At 66.7% G+C, this 16,291-nt stretch carries 10 protein-coding genes; 9 read left to right on the forward strand and 1 reads right to left on the reverse strand.

The annotated features are described in order from the left end of the window. Nucleotides 1–171: 171 nt before the first annotated feature. The 8 genes from treZ to C0R46_RS13655 all read left to right on the forward strand — a co-directional run bounded on the left by treZ (nucleotide 172) and on the right by C0R46_RS13655 (nucleotide 14,520). A complete protein-coding gene (treZ, locus tag C0R46_RS13620; RefSeq protein ID WP_102960272.1) occupies nucleotides 172–2,058 on the forward strand; it encodes a malto-oligosyltrehalose trehalohydrolase in 1,887 nt (628 codons plus the stop codon). Then, on the forward strand, nucleotides 2,051–3,907 hold the full coding sequence (malQ, locus tag C0R46_RS13625; protein WP_102960185.1) for a 4-alpha-glucanotransferase: 1,857 nt from the start codon (nucleotides 2,051–2,053) through the stop codon (nucleotides 3,905–3,907). Before treZ ends, malQ begins: the two co-directional genes overlap by 8 nt. Continuing rightward, nucleotides 3,904–6,618, forward strand: a complete 2,715-nt coding sequence (gene treY / locus C0R46_RS13630; protein WP_102960186.1) for a malto-oligosyltrehalose synthase — start codon at nucleotides 3,904–3,906, stop codon at nucleotides 6,616–6,618. Before malQ ends, treY begins: the two co-directional genes overlap by 4 nt. Before the next feature lie 43 nt (nucleotides 6,619–6,661). Then, nucleotides 6,662–7,447: a ThuA domain-containing protein gene (locus tag C0R46_RS13635; protein ID WP_102960187.1), complete on the forward strand. Its 786-nt coding sequence runs from the start codon at nucleotides 6,662–6,664 to the stop codon at nucleotides 7,445–7,447. Nucleotides 7,448–7,494: 47 nt separating this feature from the next. After that, a complete protein-coding gene (locus C0R46_RS13640) occupies nucleotides 7,495–8,574 on the forward strand; it encodes a Gfo/Idh/MocA family protein (RefSeq protein WP_102960273.1) in 1,080 nt (359 codons plus the stop codon). 255 nt (nucleotides 8,575–8,829) lie between these two features. Next, nucleotides 8,830–12,294, forward strand: a complete 3,465-nt coding sequence (pyc, locus tag C0R46_RS13645; RefSeq protein WP_102960188.1) for a pyruvate carboxylase — start codon at nucleotides 8,830–8,832, stop codon at nucleotides 12,292–12,294. A gap of 164 nt (nucleotides 12,295–12,458) precedes the next feature. Beyond that, complete coding sequence (locus C0R46_RS13650) at nucleotides 12,459–13,244, forward strand: DeoR/GlpR family DNA-binding transcription regulator (protein ID WP_102960189.1); 786 nt, start codon at nucleotides 12,459–12,461, stop codon at nucleotides 13,242–13,244. Between the two features lie 61 nt (nucleotides 13,245–13,305). Further along, nucleotides 13,306–14,520: an MFS transporter gene (locus C0R46_RS13655; protein ID WP_102960190.1), complete on the forward strand. Its 1,215-nt coding sequence runs from the start codon at nucleotides 13,306–13,308 to the stop codon at nucleotides 14,518–14,520. 56 nt (nucleotides 14,521–14,576) lie between these two features. Here C0R46_RS13655 and C0R46_RS13660 read toward each other — a convergent pair whose 3' ends face one another. Further along, on the reverse strand, nucleotides 14,577–14,729 hold the full coding sequence (locus tag C0R46_RS13660; protein WP_198598330.1) for a DUF3309 domain-containing protein: 153 nt from the start codon (nucleotides 14,727–14,729) through the stop codon (nucleotides 14,577–14,579). A gap of 238 nt (nucleotides 14,730–14,967) precedes the next feature. Here C0R46_RS13660 and ispG point away from each other — a divergent pair, with 238 nt between their 5' ends. Continuing rightward, on the forward strand, nucleotides 14,968–16,248 hold the full coding sequence (ispG, locus tag C0R46_RS13665; protein WP_245413578.1) for a flavodoxin-dependent (E)-4-hydroxy-3-methylbut-2-enyl-diphosphate synthase: 1,281 nt from the start codon (nucleotides 14,968–14,970) through the stop codon (nucleotides 16,246–16,248). The last annotated feature ends 43 nt before the right edge of the window (nucleotides 16,249–16,291 follow it).

Here is a 16,291-nt window from a genome sequence, read left to right on the forward strand (position 1 = left end):
CGCGCGCTCCAGTTACTGCCTGGGACGGTGATCGGGATGATGACGCTGCGGCACGCCGCGGCCGCTCCCGCATGCCTGCCTTCATCCATGGCGCCATGCTCGACCGACGACCTGCGCGTCGCGTTCGCTGCGGGCGTTCTGGTACGGCTGCACAGTATCGACGGGGTAGACATGACTGACAGGCATTTCTCCTACGACACATCCTGGGGAACCAGAATCGGCAATGACGGCACGCGCTTCCGGCTGTGGGCGCCGGATGTGAAATCGGTCGAACTCGCCATCGGCCGCGGCGAGGACAATGCCTCTATGGACTACCTTCCCATGGAGCGTCTGGAGGAGGGATGGTGGACGGTGACCACCGACCAGGTCGCGGTCGGCGGCGGATACGGCTTCCGCGTCAATGGCGAGCAGGTCGTACCCGATCCGGCCGCGCGGGCGCAGATGCGGGACGTGCATGGGCTGTCGCGACTGGTCGACCCCAAGGCTTACGAGTGGCGCACCGCCGACTGGAAGGGGAGACCCTGGCACGAAACGGTGTTCTACGAGCTCCACACCGGCACCTTTACGCCGGAGGGCACCTTCGACGGCATCATCGGAAAGCTCGACTACCTCGTGAAGACCGGCATCACCGCCATCGAGCTGATGCCGATCGCCCAGTTCGGCGGGTCACGCGGCTGGGGCTATGACGGCGTCTATCTCTACGCGCCGCATCCGGTCTATGGCGGACCCGAGGGCCTGAAACGCCTCGTCGACGCCGCCCATGAGCGTGGGCTGATGGTCTTCCTCGACGTCGTCTACAACCACTTCGGCCCCGACGGGAACTACATCACGAGCTACGCGCCCAGCTTCTTCCATGAGGAGATGCATACAGCCTGGGGCGCGGCCATCGCCTATGACAAGGCGCCGGTGCGCAACTTCATGATCGAGAATGCCCTGTTCTGGCTGGAGGAATATCGGCTGGACGGGTTGCGGCTCGACGCCATCGATTCCATCGAGGACATGACTGACGAGCCGCTGGTGCGAGAACTCGCCGCCGCGGTGCGCCAGCGCGTGACCGACCGTCACGTGCATCTGACCACCGAGGACGCGCGCAACATCGTCTGGCATATCGAGCGCAAGGAGAACGGCGAGCCGCTGTTGGTCTCAGGTGAGTGGAACGACGACTTCCACCACTGCGCCCATGTCGTAGCGACCAAGGAAAGCGAAGGCTATTATCAGGACTACGCGCGCAACGGCGTGCGGCTGATGGCCAAGAGCCTTGCCACCGGCTTCGTCTTCCAAGGCGAATATTCCAAGCATCGCGACAAGGAGGTCGGCTATCCGTCCGATCACCTTCCGCCCACGGCCTTCGTCAACTTCATCCAGAACCACGACCAGATCGGCAACCGGGCGTTCGGCGACCGCCTCACCGACGTCGCGCCGCGGCGCCTGGTGGAGATGCTGCAGGCGATCCTGCTGCTCTCGCCGCAGATCCCGCTGATGTTCATGGGCGAGGAGTATGGCGAGCACAATCCCTTCTGCTTCTTCACCGACTTCCAGGGTGAGCTCGGCGATGCCGTGCGCGAGGGACGCCGCGCCGAATTCAAGCACTTCGCGGCCTTCCACAATCCGCGCAATCGCGAGCTGATCCCCGACCCAAACAGCGAGTCCACCTTCCTCCAGTGCAAGGTGGACTGGAATCTGCTCAATCGTCCGACCTACCGCCGCCATTCGCAGTTCGTGTCCGAGCTCCTGAAGATCCGGCGCGAGAAGATCATGCCGCTGCTGAAGGACGCCCCAGGCGGCGCCGGCCGCTGCCACCTCAGCAATGATACGGACGCGTTTTCCGTCTCATGGACGCTGGCGGGCGGCGCCGTCCTGCAGCTCTTCGCCAATCTCGATGACGAGCCCTGGTCGCTGCCATCCGGCATCGCCGCCGACGAAGTGCGCCGCGGCGAACTTGTGTTCGAACACGAGGACGGCGTCTGCGAGAGCCTAATCAAGGGCGTCCTGCCAGGCCCCTCCGTGGCGTTCCGTCTGTCGAAGACCTTGCAGATCGGAGACTCATCACATGAGTGAACAGCTCGATCGTCTGGCCGAGAGCCACGGCATCCAAGGCGCCTACATCTCCGAGCTCGGCGAGCGTCATGTCATCTCCGACGATGCGAAGGCGCGGCTGCTGAGGGCCCTCGGTGTCGATCCCGACAGTGGCGAGCCGGGCTCCTTTGACGAGGCGCAGGACCAGGCGACGAAGAGCTGCTCACTGCCGCCCTTCGTGAAACGGCGCACCTGGGGCGTGGCTTGCCAGGTCTACAGTCTGCGGTCCGACCGCAGCCTCGGCCTCGGCGATTTCGAGGACCTTGCGAAGCTCGCAGAAATTGCAGCCGGCGCCGGCGCGTCCTTCGTGGGCGTCAACCCGCTGCACGCTCTGTTCCTCGCCGACCCCGGTCGCTTCAGCCCCTACTCGCCATCGAGCCGGCGTTTCCTCAACCCGCTCTACATCGCGATCGACACGGTGGAGGGTGGTGCAGAGCTTGTCGCAGAGATGAGGACGACCCAGTCGTCTCGTCTGGAGGCGGTGCAGGGCGATCTCGTCGACTATCCCGCCGTTGGCGCGCTGAAACGCGAGCTGCTGAAGACGGTCTTCGACCGCCGCAAGGAGGCCATCCTGGGCGAGGAGCCGTTCCAGCTCTTCGTCGCCGGCGCAGGCGACGCGCTGCGCGACTTCGCCTTGTTCGAGGCCTTGTCCGAGCACATGGTGGCGAGTGGCCAATATGCCGGCTGGCATAGCTGGCCGGAGGAGTATCGCGACCCGCGCAGCGAGGCTGTGCAAGCCTTCGCACGCGACAACGAGCACGCCGTCCTGTTCCATCAGTGGCTGCAATATCTGGCCGAGGACCAGCTCGCCGCCGCCCAAGCGCGCGCCAAGACCGCAGGCATGGCCATCGGCCTTTATCTCGACTTTGCCGTCGGCGTGGCGCCGGATGGCGCCGATACCTGGGCCGATCCTGAACTGACCGTTCGCGGCGCGCGGATCGGCTCGCCGCCCGACATGTTCAACTCGTCCGGGCAGGACTGGGGCATCGCGCCGCTGTCGCCGCGAGGCCTGGCGGAACGCGACTTCCGGCCGCTGCTCGAGTCGTTCAATGCGCTGATGCGCAATGCCGGCGCCATCCGCATCGATCATGCGATGGGCTTGGCGCGCCTTTGGTGGATTCCGCAGGGGTCGGACGCGACAGGCGGCGGCTATGTGCGCTTCCCGCTCGGCCGCACGGTGGATGCGGTTGCGGAGGCCTCGCAGACGCATGGATGCCTCGTCATCGGCGAAGATCTCGGCACGGTTCCGCCCGGCTTCCGGCATGCCATGTCCGAGGCGCACATCCTGTCCTACCGCGTCCTCTACTTCGAGCGTCATGGCGATGTCGGCTTCCTCGCACCGTCCGCCTATCCCGAGGCGGCGCTCGCCTGCATTTCCACCCATGACCTGCCGACGCTGACCGGCTGGTGGAAGGGAACCGACATGCAGCTGCGCGCCGACACCGGACGGCAGGATCGCGCTGCCACCGAGCGCAACATGGAAGAGCGCAAACGCGACCGCCGCGCGCTGATCCTCGCCCTGAAGGAAGCCGCCGTGCTGCCGGAGGAGTTCGACAGGGTGGCTGACGGCGAGGAATCACTGCCGGACGATATGCCGACGAGCCTTGCCGAGGCGATCCACCGCTTCATGGCGCGTACGCCGTCCTACCTTCTGGCCGTGCAGCTCGACGACATGGTCGGCTCCGAGAAGCAGCCCAATCTGCCGGGAACGACCGACGAATATCCCAACTGGCGCATCCGCTCGGGCGTGCGCCTCGAAGACCTCGACAGCAACCAACGATTCCAGAGTCTCGCTGCTGCCATGCGCGAGGAACGGCCGGAGACTGCATGACCCGTCCCATCGTCGCAACCTATCGTCTCCAGTTCCGCCAAGGGATGACCTTCGAGACGGCGCAGGAGCTAGCGCCCTATCTGAAACGGTTCGGCGTCAGCCACCTCTACGCTTCGCCGGTGTTTCCGGCGTCCCAGGGGTCGACGCACGGCTACGACGTCACCGACTACAACTCCTTTGACGAACTCCTCGGCGGGCAGGCGGGCTTCACGGCGATGAGCGATGCCCTGGCGGGCCAGGATCTCGGCCTGATGCTCGACTTCGTGCCCAACCATATGGGCGTCGCGCCGCAGAACGCCTGGTGGGAGGACGTGCTGCGCTGGGGCAGCGAAAGCCGCTATTCCGAAACCTTCGACATCGCCTGGGAGGCCGGCAAGATCCTGGTGCCGATCCTCGGCAAGCCCTATGGCGACGCGCTTGCCGACGGCGATCTGTCGGTGAAGCTCGACCTCGAACGCTGCCGCCTGCGCTTCGATTCGGCCGGCTACGAGCTGCCGATCGACCCGCGCACCTATGGCCATGTTTTCGGGCTCGTCGAGCATGACGAGCGCGAGCGGCTGGTGCGGCGCTTCTCTGTCGCAACACCGGCCGAGCACGAGGAACTGACAGAGCGCTTCGCCGAGCATCTCGATGACGACAGCTTCCGCAGCGCGCTGGAAGCGGCGGTCGAGACGATCAACGCCGACCGTGCCGCCCTTCATGCGCTGCACGAGGCGCAGGCCTGGCGCCTCGCCTGGTGGCGCACCGCGCGCGAGAAGCTGAGCTACCGCCGCTTCTTCGAGATCGCCGACCTCATCGGCGTGCGCCAGGAGCTGCGCCGGGTGTTCAGCCAGTCGCATGCCATGATGATCCGGCTCGCCCGCGAGCGGCGGATCGACGGTATCCGCATCGACCATGTCGACGGCCTCGCCGATCCCAAAGCCTATCTCGAGCAGCTGCGCCGCGCCTTCCAGTCGGTCCGGCGCGATCCGCCGATCTATGTCGAGAAGATCCTGACGGGCGAGGAGCGCTTCCGCCGCTCCTGGAATATCCAGGGGACCACCGGCTACGAGTTCATCTCGGCCCTCTCCACCCTCTATGTCGACCACGACAAGGAAGAGGGTATGACGGCGGCCTATGCGGATTTCCGCGGCCGCGAAGAGTCGCTGCGTTCGATGATCGTGAAGCAGAAGCGCACGATCTTCCTGCGCAACCTCGCCGGCGAGCTCGCCTATCTCACTCGGGAAGCCGTCGCAGTCGCGAGCCGCGGCCTGTCCAGCCGCGACTTCGGCAACGACACCATCGCCCGCTCCATCGTCGAGGTCGTGGCCGCGCTGCCGGTCTACCGCACCTATGTCGGCGTCGAAGGCGTGCCGGACGAGGATGTCGCCATCATCGACGATGCCGTGGCGCTTGCGACCTCCGGCCGGGAGGTCGAGGCGGACGAACCGATCCAATTCATCGGCAAGCTCCTGAAGCTGGAGTTCGAAGATGGGCAGGACGTGGCCGGCGCGCTGAACTTCACCCGCCGCTTCCAGCAGACCACCGGCGCGGTGATGGCCAAGGCGGTGGAGGACACCGTCTTCTACCAGTACAACCGCCTGATCGCACTGAACGAGGTCGGTGGCGAGCCGGATCACTACGGCGGCACGGTCGAGGACTTCCACGAGGCGATGGCGATCCGCTGCGAGGATCAGCCGGAGGGCCTGCTCGCGACCTCGACGCACGACACCAAGCGCGGCGAGGATGCGCGGGCGCGGCTTTATACGCTGAGCGAGGCGCCTGAGCGCTGGGCCGGTCTCGTTGCCGGATTCGCCGAAGCGCTGTCGGCCTATCGCGTGACGATCGGCGAGGATCGGGTGTCTCCCGACCCGGCCACCGAGTGGGGCTTCTACCAGTCGCTGCTCGGCGTCTTGCCGGCGGACTTCGATCCTGCGGATGCTGCCGCACGCGAAAGCCTCGCCGAACGGCTGAAGACCTTCATGGAGAAGGCCGTCCGCGAGGCGAAGGTGCGCACCAGCTGGACCGCACCCGACGCGGCCTATGAAACGGCGCTCGCCGGCTTCGTGGAAGCGGCGCTGGACGAGAAAAAGTCAGGCGCCTTCCTGAAGGAGTTCTGGACAAAGGCGCAGGGATTCGTCGCCGCCGGCGCACTGACGTCGCTGTCGCAGACGGTGGTCAAGCTCGCAGCGCCCGGCATTCCGGACATCTATCAGGGCAGCGAGTTCTACGACTTCAGCCTCGTCGATCCCGACAACCGCCGCGCCATCGACTTCGATGCCCGTGCGGTGACGCTCGAGGACGGCCTGTCCGCTGCCGAGGCGCTCGCCCATTGGCGCGATGGCCGCGTGAAGGCCAAGGTAATGGTGGCGGGCCTTGCCGCGCGCGCCGAGGTGCCGACGCTCTTCACCGCCGGCCGCTACGTCCCGCTGGAGGTCACGGGCGCCATGGCGCGCCACGTCGTGGCCTTTGCACGGATCGGCGCGGATGGCGCTGCGGCGGTCGTGGTGGCGCCGCGGCTCTGTCTGCAGCTTCTGGACGGTTCCGAGACACCGGCCGTTCCCGCAGCGCGCTGGGGCGACACGGCTGTGCGGCTGCCGAAGGAGCTTGCCGGTGCAGATTTCACCGACGTCCTCGTCGGGCGCGACGTCGGGTCGGCGGGGGGCGGGGGCGAAATTCGACTGTCCACGCTGCTGACGGACCTGCCGGTCGCCTTCCTGATGACGCGCTGAGGCTGCCTGCAGCCGGCGGCGAAGAAACGAGGAGACGCCCCCGATGCCTATTCGCACCGTCGTCTGGAACGAGTTTGTCCATGAGCGGGAGAATGATGCCGTCCGGAGCATCTATCCGGACGGCATCCACGCCACGATTGCGGAGGCGCTCGGCGCCGATCCGGAGATCGCGGCCAGTACGGCGACGCTGCAGGAGGCCGAGCACGGTCTTCCGCAGGCGCGTCTCGACGAGACCGACGTGCTCGTCTGGTGGGGACACAAGGCGCATGGCGAGGTGTCGGATGCGGTGGTGGAGCGGGTGCAGAACCGCGTCCATCAGGGCATGGGACTGATCGTCCTCCACTCCGGACATTTTTCGAAGATCTTCCGCCGCATCACCGGTGCACCCTGTTCGCTGCGCTGGCGCGAGGCCGGCGAGCGCGAGCGCATCTGGACGGTGGCACTCGGCCATCCGATCGCGCGCGGCATCGGGCCGATGATCGAGCTGCCGAACGAGGAGATGTATGGCGAGCCTTTCGTCGTGCCGGAGCCGGCCGAGACGGTGTTCATTTCCTGGTTCGAAGGCGGCGAGGTGTTCCGCTCGGGGCTGACCTTCGGAAGCGGGGCAGGGCGCATCTTCTACTTCCGCCCGGGGCACGAGACCTATCCGACCTACCATCACCCGCAGATTCGGCAGGTGCTGATCAACGCGGTGCGCTGGGCTTATAATCCGGCGCCGGCCTGGGTCGACGTCGCCGCTGCGCCGAACGTGCCGGTGGAGCGCGCGCCGGAGCCGATCGTTCGCAAGGGTCCGTCGCTGCACAAGGGCGGCGAAGAGGGTTATCGGTGACGCTGGCGGACGAGCCGGGCAGCATGGATGCCGCAGCCGGCGACGACATGGGCGCGCCGGGCATACCGCGCCTCCTGATCCTCGGGACCGGCGGCATCGCGCATCGCCATGCCGAGCATTTCGGCGCCATTCCCGGCTGCGCCGTGGTGGCGGCCTGCGACGTCAATGCCGAGCGGGTGAAGGCCTTTGGCGCGATGCATCACATCCCGAACGTATTCGACGATCTGGATGCGGCGCTCGCCTGGGGCGAGTTCGACGCGGTGATCAACGCCACGCCCGATCCCGTGCACAAGGCGACGACGCTGGCAGCCATCGCGGCCGGCAAGGCGGTGTTCTGCGAGAAGCCGCTAGCGCTCGACCATGCCGACGCGCTCGCCATGACGGAGGCGGCCGAGGCGGCCGGCGTCGTCAATATGGTGAACCTCACCTATCGTAACGCCAGCGCCATCCAGATGGCGCGGCGGATGGTGGATGCCGGTGAGATCGGCGCGGTGCGCCACGTGGAGGCAAGCTATCTGCAGAGCTGGCTGACCGGCCGCCACTGGGGTGACTGGCGCCAAGACGAGCGCTGGCTGTGGCGCCTCTCCTCGGCGCATGGCTCGAAGGGCGTCCTCGGCGATATCGGCATCCATATCCTCGACTTCGCGACCTTCGGAACGGGCCTTGAGGTGGCGGCGCTGCAGGCGCGGCTGAAGACCTTCGACAAGGCGGCGGGCGGGGCGATCGGCGCCTACAGGCTGGATGCCAACGACTCCTGCGCGATGACGGTCGAATTCGCCAATGGCGCGCTCGGCGTCATCCATATGAGCCGCTTCGCCACCGGCTATGCCAACGATCTGCACCTGACGATCCACGGCGAGATGGGCGCCCTGAAGATCTGGTCCAACACCACCGAATCGACGCTCTCGGCCTGTCTCGGCGCTGACATCGAGACGCAGACCTGGCGGCCGATCGAATGCCCGCCGACGCCGCGCAATGCCGATCGCTTCGTCATCGCGCTGCTCTCCGGCATCAATGGCGAGCCGAGCTTCCGCCATGCGAGCGAGGTGCAGAAGCTCCTCGACCTCTGCTTCGTCTCCGATGCCGAGAGGCGGATGCTGCCGGTCGGGACGCTCAGCGGCGGGTGAGTCCGTTGACTCGCGGCAGCACAGCGCTGATGGGCCAGCTGTATCGCGGCCGATCTGTTTCGGCAGATGCGGGGCCACGCCGTGAGAGGCGGGCCATATCGCCGTGATGATCGCGATGAGAGGGCTTGACCAAGCCGAGGAGAGGCACTGAAGCTGCCGCCAGGAGAGTGCGCTTGCGAAAACCCATTTTGCACCGCACACTTCAGTATTCGAGGCTGCCGAAATGGCGGTCCGGGCAAGGGGGGAGCCTTGGGATTGCCGATACGAAAGATACTCGTCGCAAACCGTTCCGAGATCGCCATCCGCGTCTTCCGCGCCGCCAACGAGCTGGGGCTGCGGACCGTCGCGATCTGGGCGGAGGAGGACAAGCTCGCGCTGCACCGCTTCAAGGCCGACGAGAGCTATCAGGTTGGCCGCGGGCCGCATCTGACCCGTGATCTCGGCCCGATCGAAAGCTATCTCTCGATCGACGAAGTGATGCGCGTGGCGCGCCTCGCCGGCGCCGATGCCATCCATCCCGGCTATGGGCTCCTGTCGGAAAGCCCGGAATTCGCCGAAGCCTGCGCGGAGAACGGCATTACCTTCATCGGCCCGTCGCCGGACACGATGCGCCGGCTCGGCAACAAGGTCGCCGCGCGCAACCTCGCCATCGAGATCGGCGTACCCGTCGTGCCGGCCACCGAGCCGCTGCCAGACGACTTCGCCGAGGTGCGCCGCATGGCGGCGGAGATCGGCTATCCCGTGATGCTGAAGGCGTCCTGGGGTGGCGGCGGGCGCGGCATGCGCGCCATCCGCGCGGAAGCCGACCTCGAGCGCGAGGTGACCGAGGCCAAGCGCGAAGCGAAGGCGGCGTTCGGCAAGGACGAGGTCTATCTCGAAAAGCTCGTCGAGCGCGCCAGGCATGTCGAAGTGCAGATCCTGGGCGACACGCACGGCACCGTGGTCGACCTCTTCGAGCGCGACTGCTCCATCCAGCGCCGCAACCAGAAGGTCGTGGAGCGGGCGCCGGCGCCCTATCTCGACGATGCGCAGCGGCGCGAGCTCGCGGCCTATGCCCGCAAGATCGCCAAGGCGACAGCCTATGTCGGCGCCGGCACGGTCGAGTTCTTGATGGATGCCGATACGGGCAAGTTCTATTTCATCGAGGTCAATCCGCGCATCCAGGTCGAGCATACCGTCACCGAGCAGGTGACCGGCATCGACATCGTCAAGGCGCAGATCCACATCCTCGACGGCCATGCGATCGGGACGCCCGCATCCGGTGTGCCGCGCCAGGAAGACATCCGCTTGCATGGCCACGCCCTGCAGTGCCGCATCACCACCGAGGATCCCGAGCAGAACTTCATCCCGGACTACGGCCGCATCACCGCCTATCGCGGCGCAACCGGCTTCGGCATCCGGCTCGACGGCGGCACTGCCTATTCCGGCGCGGTGATCACGCGGTTCTACGACCCGCTGCTGGAGAAGGTGACCGCCTGGGCGCCGTCGCCCGAGGAGGCGATCGCCCGCATGGACCGGGCGCTGCGCGAGTTTCGGATCCGCGGCGTCGCGACCAACCTGACCTTCCTCGAAGCCATCATCGGCCACCCGAAGTTCCGCGACAACAGCTACACGACGCGGTTCATCGACGAGACGCCGGAGCTGTTCCAGCAGGTCAAGCGGCGCGACCGCGCGACCAAGCTCCTGACCTATCTTGCCGACGTCACCGTCAACGGCCATCCGGAAACCAAGAACCGGCCGAAGCCGTCGGCGGACCACGCGCGCCCGGTGCCGCCCGTCTTCAATCTGCCTGTGCAGGACGGCACGCGGCAGGTGCTCGATGCGCTGGGGCCGGACGGCTTCGCCCAGTGGATGCGCGACCAGCGGCGCGTTCTCGTCACCGACACGACGATGCGCGATGGCCACCAGTCGCTGCTGGCGACGCGCATGCGCACGCACGACATCGTCGCCATTGCGGACGCCTATGCGCGGGCGCTGCCGAACCTCTTCAGCCTGGAGTGCTGGGGCGGCGCGACTTTCGACGTCGCGATGCGCTTCCTGACCGAGGACCCGTGGGAGCGCCTGGCGCTGATCCGCGAGCGGGCGCCGAACATCCTCCTGCAGATGCTGCTCAGAGGCTCCAACGGCGTCGGCTACACCAACTATCCCGACAATGTCGTGAAGTGCTTCGTGTCCGAAGCGGCAAAGGGCGGCGTCGATCTCTTCCGCGTCTTCGACTGCCTGAACTGGGTGGAGAACATGCGCGTCTCCATGGATGCGGTGCGGGAGGCGGGCAAGCTCTGCGAGGGGGCGATCTGCTACACGGCGGACCTCTTCGATTCCGCGCGGCCGAAATACGATCTCAAATACTATGTGGCGCTTGCCAAGGAGATGGAGGCGGCCGGCGCCCACATCCTCGGCGTCAAGGACATGGCCGGGCTCCTGAAGCCTGCAGCGGCGCGGGTCCTGTTCAAGGCGCTGAAGGAGGAGGTCGGTCTGCCGATCCACTTCCACACGCACGACACCTCCGGCATCTCGGCGGCGACCGTGCTGGCGGCGGTGGAAGCCGGCGTCGACGCAATCGACGCGGCGGTGGACGCCTTCTCCGGCAACACGGCGCAGCCCTGCCTCGGCTCGATCGTCGAGGCGCTGGCGGGCTCGGAGCGTGATCCTGGCCTCTCGTCCGACGCGATCCGGCGGATCTCCTTCTACTGGGAGGCGGTGCGCAACCAGTATGCCGCTTTCGAAAGCGACCTAAAGGGACCGGCCTCGGAGGTTTACCTCCACGAGATGCCGGGTGGGCAGTTCACCAACCTGAAGGAGCAGGCGCGCTCACTCGGACTCGAAACGCGCTGGCACCAGGTGGCGCAGACCTATGCCGACGTGAACCGGATGTTCGGCGACATCGTCAAGGTGACGCCGTCGTCCAAGGTCGTCGGCGACATGGCGCTGATGATGGTGAGCCAGGATCTCACCGTCGCCGATGTCGAGAACCCGGAGAAGGACCTCGCCTTCCCCGAGTCGGTGGTCTCGATGCTCAAGGGCGATCTCGGGCAGCCGCCCGGCGGCTGGCCTGAGGCGCTGCAGAAGAAGGTACTGAAGGGCGAAAAGCCGATCACGGTCCGGCCGGGATCGCTGATCCCCGATGCCGACCTTGCCGCCAAGCGGGCCGAGGTCGAGGGCAAGCTGGAGCGCAAGGTCAGCGACCAGGAATTTGCCTCCTATCTGATGTATCCGAAGGTCTTCACCGACTTCGCCGCCGCGCAGGAGCTCTACGGACCCGTCTCGACGCTTCCGACGCCGAACTACTTCTACGGTATCGACGTTGGCACCGAGGTGCTGGCGGAGATCGAGCGCGGCAAGACGCTGGTGGTGCGCTGCCTCGGCTTCGGTGAAACAGACCAGAAGGGCATGCGCACGGTCTTCTTCGAGCTGAACGGCCAGCCGAGACGCGTGAAGGTGCCGGATCGCACGCAAGGAGCGTCCGGTAGCGCTGCGCGCGCCAAGGCCGAGCCGGGCAACGCCGCCCATGTCGGCGCCCCCATGCCGGGCGTTGTCTCGACTGTCGCGGTCGCGGCAGGCCAGAGCGTCAAGGCGGGGGACGTGCTCCTCTCCATCGAAGCGATGAAGATGGAGACGGCGCTGCATGCCGAGCGCGACGGCACAATCGAGAGCGTCACCGTCAAGGCTGGCGACCAGATCGACGCGAAGGATCTGCTGGTGGTCTTCGCAGCCGCCTGAACATCGAGACCGTGCTGAATGACAAAAGGCCGCCGGCTCTTCCGGCGGCCTTTTTGTTTGTGGCGTATCCAGTTCGGCTGCCGCTCCCCGTCCTCTTGAACCTTGCACCCAATCGTGCATAAACGTGCATGAACGTGAATCAGTAGGGATCGCGGTAACGGCGCATGTCGCAGCTTCTGACCCGGGAACGCCAGGCTCTGATCAGAGACCGTCTTCAGGACGAGGGCCGTGTGCTGGCGGGCGAACTCGCGAAGTTCTTCTCCGTCTCGGAGGATACGATACGCCGCGACCTGCGCGAGATGGCAGCAGCCGGCCTCTGCGAGCGCGTCTATGGGGGAGCGCTGCGCGCCGCGCCGCAGCATGGTTCGCTCAGCCACCGCCAGTCTGTCGCGGCGGACGAAAAGGCCATGCTCGCAGGAGCCGCGGCCCCGCTTCTGAAGCGTGGCGCGACGGTGGTGATCGATGCCGGCTCGACCAATCTCGCCATCGCCGCGAGAATCTCGCAGGGCCATAGGCTGACGATCGTCACCAACGCACCGGCCATCGCCACTGCGGCCGGGGACCGTGGCGCCGATACCATCCTGCTCGGCGGCCGCTACGATGCCGCGACCGGCGGCTGCCTCGGTGCCCGCACCGCGGCCGAGGCCGCGCAGCTCAGGCCGGATCTGTATGTCCTTGGCGCCTGTGGTGTCGACCCGGCTGCCGGCGTCACGGCCTTCAGCCAGGAAGAGGCGGAGCTGAAGCGCCTCCTTGTGGGACGGAGCCGCGCCGTTCTCGTCGCGGCCACGGCCGACAAGCTCGGCACGGCAGCATCCTTCGGCGTTGCCGACTGCGATCGCCTTACCCACCTCGTCGTCGGTGCCGACTGTCCGGCCGAACTGGCACAGGCGTTCTCCTCACGAGGCGTTGCGGTAACGCAGGCCGGCCCGCAGCGCCGCGGCGCAAGCTGACGCCCACGATGACGCTTCTTCCTCAAGGATGCCGCTGCGCTGCGGCCGATGGATTGCTTCCATGACCGAAACGACCATTTCCGTCCGCTCGCGGGCACCTGCCGGGTTTCCGCCCATGCGCCTCGCCGTCGGAGCGGCCTTCCTGGCCAATGGCTTCGTCGTAGGGAGCTGGGCGCCGCAGATCCCCGTGATGGCGCAGCGCCTTGGTCTGTCCAGCACCGCGGTCGGCCTGATGGTGTTCGGCCTCGGCGTCGGTTCGATCATCGCCATGCCGCTCGTGGGTGCCGCGATCATGCGTGTCGGCTCGCGTCGCCCGACGATGATCCTCCAGACGCTGATCACGATCGTCCTTGCGCTGGTTGCGCTGGCGCCGAACATCGTGACCGCCGCCATCGCTGTCGCTATCTTCGGCTTCGTCGTGGGCGGCATGGATGTCGCGATGAATGCCAATGCCGTCAGCGTGGAACGGCGCATGCCGACGGCGATCATGTCGTCCTGCCATGGCTTCTGGAGCATCGGCGGGCTGCTCGGCGCGGGCCTCGGCGGGCCGATCATCGCGGCCGTCGGGGCGCCTCTGCATGCCTTGATCGTCGGCGTTGCCATGACGATCCTGACGATCGTCAGCGTTCCCTTCCTCCAGGAGGACCGAACCGACCATGGGGACTCAGGGTCGGATACGCCAGAGGGCGCGACCGGCGCCGGCACCTCGTTTGCGCCGCTCCTGACGGCGTTCGGCGTCGGCATTCTGGCGCTGTTCGCGATGATTCCGGAAGGAGCGGCGATCGACTGGAGCGCGCTCTATCTCCGGCGCGAGCTGGGCGCCAGCACGTTTGCCTCAGGCTTTGCCTTCGCGGCCTGTGCCTCCTCGATGGCAATCCTGCGCTTTGTCGGCGACAAGGTGCGCGACCGGTTTGGCGCGGTGCGCACGGCCAGGTTCGCCAGCGTCATCGCGGCGGTCGGGCTGGGGATCATCGGCATGGCGCCGCATTACGGTGTGGCGATCGCGGGCTTCGCCGTAATGGGCATCGGCCTGTCGAATCTGGTCCCGATCGCCTTTTCCGCCGCTGGCAATGTCGCGGGGTTGAAGCCGGGCATCGGCCTCAGCATCGTGTCGGCCTTCGCCTATAGCGGGATCCTGCTGGCGCCGTCCGCCATCGGATTTGCCGCCGAGCATGTGAGCTTTGCGGCCATCTACTCGACGCTGGCCGGGCTCCTGGTGATCGTGTTCGCGGGGGCCGGCCTGCTGCGCGATGCCGACCGGCGCACCCGGCTATAAAGAAGGCGGGCGGCGCCCTTCGACGCCGCCCGCCCCAAGCGGTGCAGTGATGTTCGTCAGATCCTACCCATCAGGAACAGGATCAGAACGACGATGAGGATGAGGCCGAGAATGCCGGACGGGCCATAACCCCAACCGCGCGAATACGGCCAAGCCGGCACGGCGCCGATCAGGACGATGATCAGGATGACGAGAAGGATCGTGCTCATGGGAATGTCCCGTGCTCCGTTCAGGAATTGTCGAATTCAAAAACGGTTGAATGTGGGAGTAAGTTCCAGAGCCTGCGCCGCGGCGACGGAAACGCGGTAAATGGAGGATGACGGGCAGGGCCCCTACCGCATGTAGAGCTTGGCGAGCTGTCATCATTGCGACACCGCACAGTGATGATTTGACAAGGCCGCCGGAAAACGCCACCTCCGGCTTATATTCACCTGCCGAGCCGTCATCATGAACGTCATGGATCGCGAGACTGCGTTCGAGCCCGTCGATGCCGATCCAATGCCGCGGCGGCCGACCGTCGGCGTCGATGTCGGCGGCGTCGTCGTCGGCGGCGGCGCCCCGATCGTCGTCCAGTCGATGACGAACACCGATACGGCGGATGCGGACGCAACGGTCGCGCAGGTCGCGGCGCTCGCCCGCGCCGGTTCCGAGATCGTCCGCATCACGGTGGACCGCGACGAGTCCGCTGCGGCCGTGCCGCGCATCCGCGAGCGGCTGGAGCGCCTCGGCATCAACGTGCCGCTCGTCGGCGACTTCCATTACATCGGTCACAAGCTCCTGGCCGATCATCCGGCCTGCGCCGAGGCCCTCGCGAAGTACCGCATCAATCCCGGCAATGTCGGCTTCAAGGACAAGCGGGACCGGCAGTTCACCGACATTGTCGAGATCGCTGCCCGCTACGGCAAGCCGGTGCGCATCGGCGTCAACTGGGGCTCGCTCGACCAGGAGCTGCTGACCCGACTGATGGACGAGAACACCGTTTCGCCGCAGCCGCGCTCGGCCCGTGCGGTGACGCGCGAGGCGATCATCCAGTCGGCGCTCCATTCGGCACGGCTGGCGGAAGAGGTCGGCCTGCCGCGCGAGAAGATCATCCTGTCGGCCAAGGTCAGCCAGGTGCAGGACCTCATCGCCGTCTATCGCGACCTGTCGCGGCGCACGGACCATGCACTGCATCTGGGCCTCACCGAAGCCGGCATGGGCACAAAGGGCATCGTCGCCTCCTCGGCCGCGATGGGCATCCTCCTTCAGGAGGGGATCGGCGACACGATCCGCGTCTCGCTGACGCCGGAGCCCGGCGGCGACCGCACGCGCGAGGTGCAGGTTGCGCAGGAGCTCCTGCAGGTCATGGGCTTCCGGCAGTTCCTGCCGATCGTCGCGGCCTGTCCGGGCTGCGGGCGCACGACCTCGACCGTCTTCCAGGAGCTGGCGGAGTCGATCCAGAACGACCTTCGCACCAATATGCCGGTCTGGCGCGAGAAGTACCCCGGCGTCGAAGCCCTCAACGTTGCGGTGATGGGCTGCATCGTCAACGGACCAGGCGAATCCAAGCACGCCGACATCGGCATCTCGCTTCCCGGCACCGGCGAAACGCCGGCCGCGCCCGTCTTCATCGACGGCCGCAAGGCGGTGACACTGCGCGGACCGCGCATCGCCGAAGAGTTCCAGGCGATGGTCGCCGACTATATCGAGCGCCGGTTCGGAGCGAAGGACGCGGCGGCAGCCGAGTGAGGCGTTTACGGCCGGTCGCCGGGCACCGGCAGGCAAGGGGCCG

The sequence above is a fragment of the Mangrovicella endophytica genome, from assembly GCF_002893625.1.
GTDB classification, from domain to species: domain Bacteria; phylum Pseudomonadota; class Alphaproteobacteria; order Rhizobiales; family Rhizobiaceae; genus Mangrovicella; species Mangrovicella endophytica.

Coding starts and splice junctions, on each gene's coding strand:
- treZ (WP_102960272.1), top strand. CDS start 172: ATGACTGACAGGCATTTCTCCTACGACACATCCTGGGGAACCAGAATC.
- malQ (WP_102960185.1), top strand. CDS start 2,051: ATGAGTGAACAGCTCGATCGTCTGGCCGAGAGCCACGGCATCCAAGGC.
- treY (WP_102960186.1), top strand. CDS start 3,904: ATGACCCGTCCCATCGTCGCAACCTATCGTCTCCAGTTCCGCCAAGGG.
- C0R46_RS13635 (WP_102960187.1), top strand. CDS start 6,662: ATGCCTATTCGCACCGTCGTCTGGAACGAGTTTGTCCATGAGCGGGAG.
- C0R46_RS13640 (WP_102960273.1), top strand. CDS start 7,495: ATGGGCGCGCCGGGCATACCGCGCCTCCTGATCCTCGGGACCGGCGGC.
- C0R46_RS13650 (WP_102960189.1), top strand. CDS start 12,459: ATGTCGCAGCTTCTGACCCGGGAACGCCAGGCTCTGATCAGAGACCGT.
- C0R46_RS13655 (WP_102960190.1), top strand. CDS start 13,306: ATGACCGAAACGACCATTTCCGTCCGCTCGCGGGCACCTGCCGGGTTT.
- C0R46_RS13660 (WP_198598330.1), bottom strand. CDS start 14,729: ATGAGCACGATCCTTCTCGTCATCCTGATCATCGTCCTGATCGGCGCC.
- ispG (WP_245413578.1), top strand. CDS start 14,968: ATGAACGTCATGGATCGCGAGACTGCGTTCGAGCCCGTCGATGCCGAT.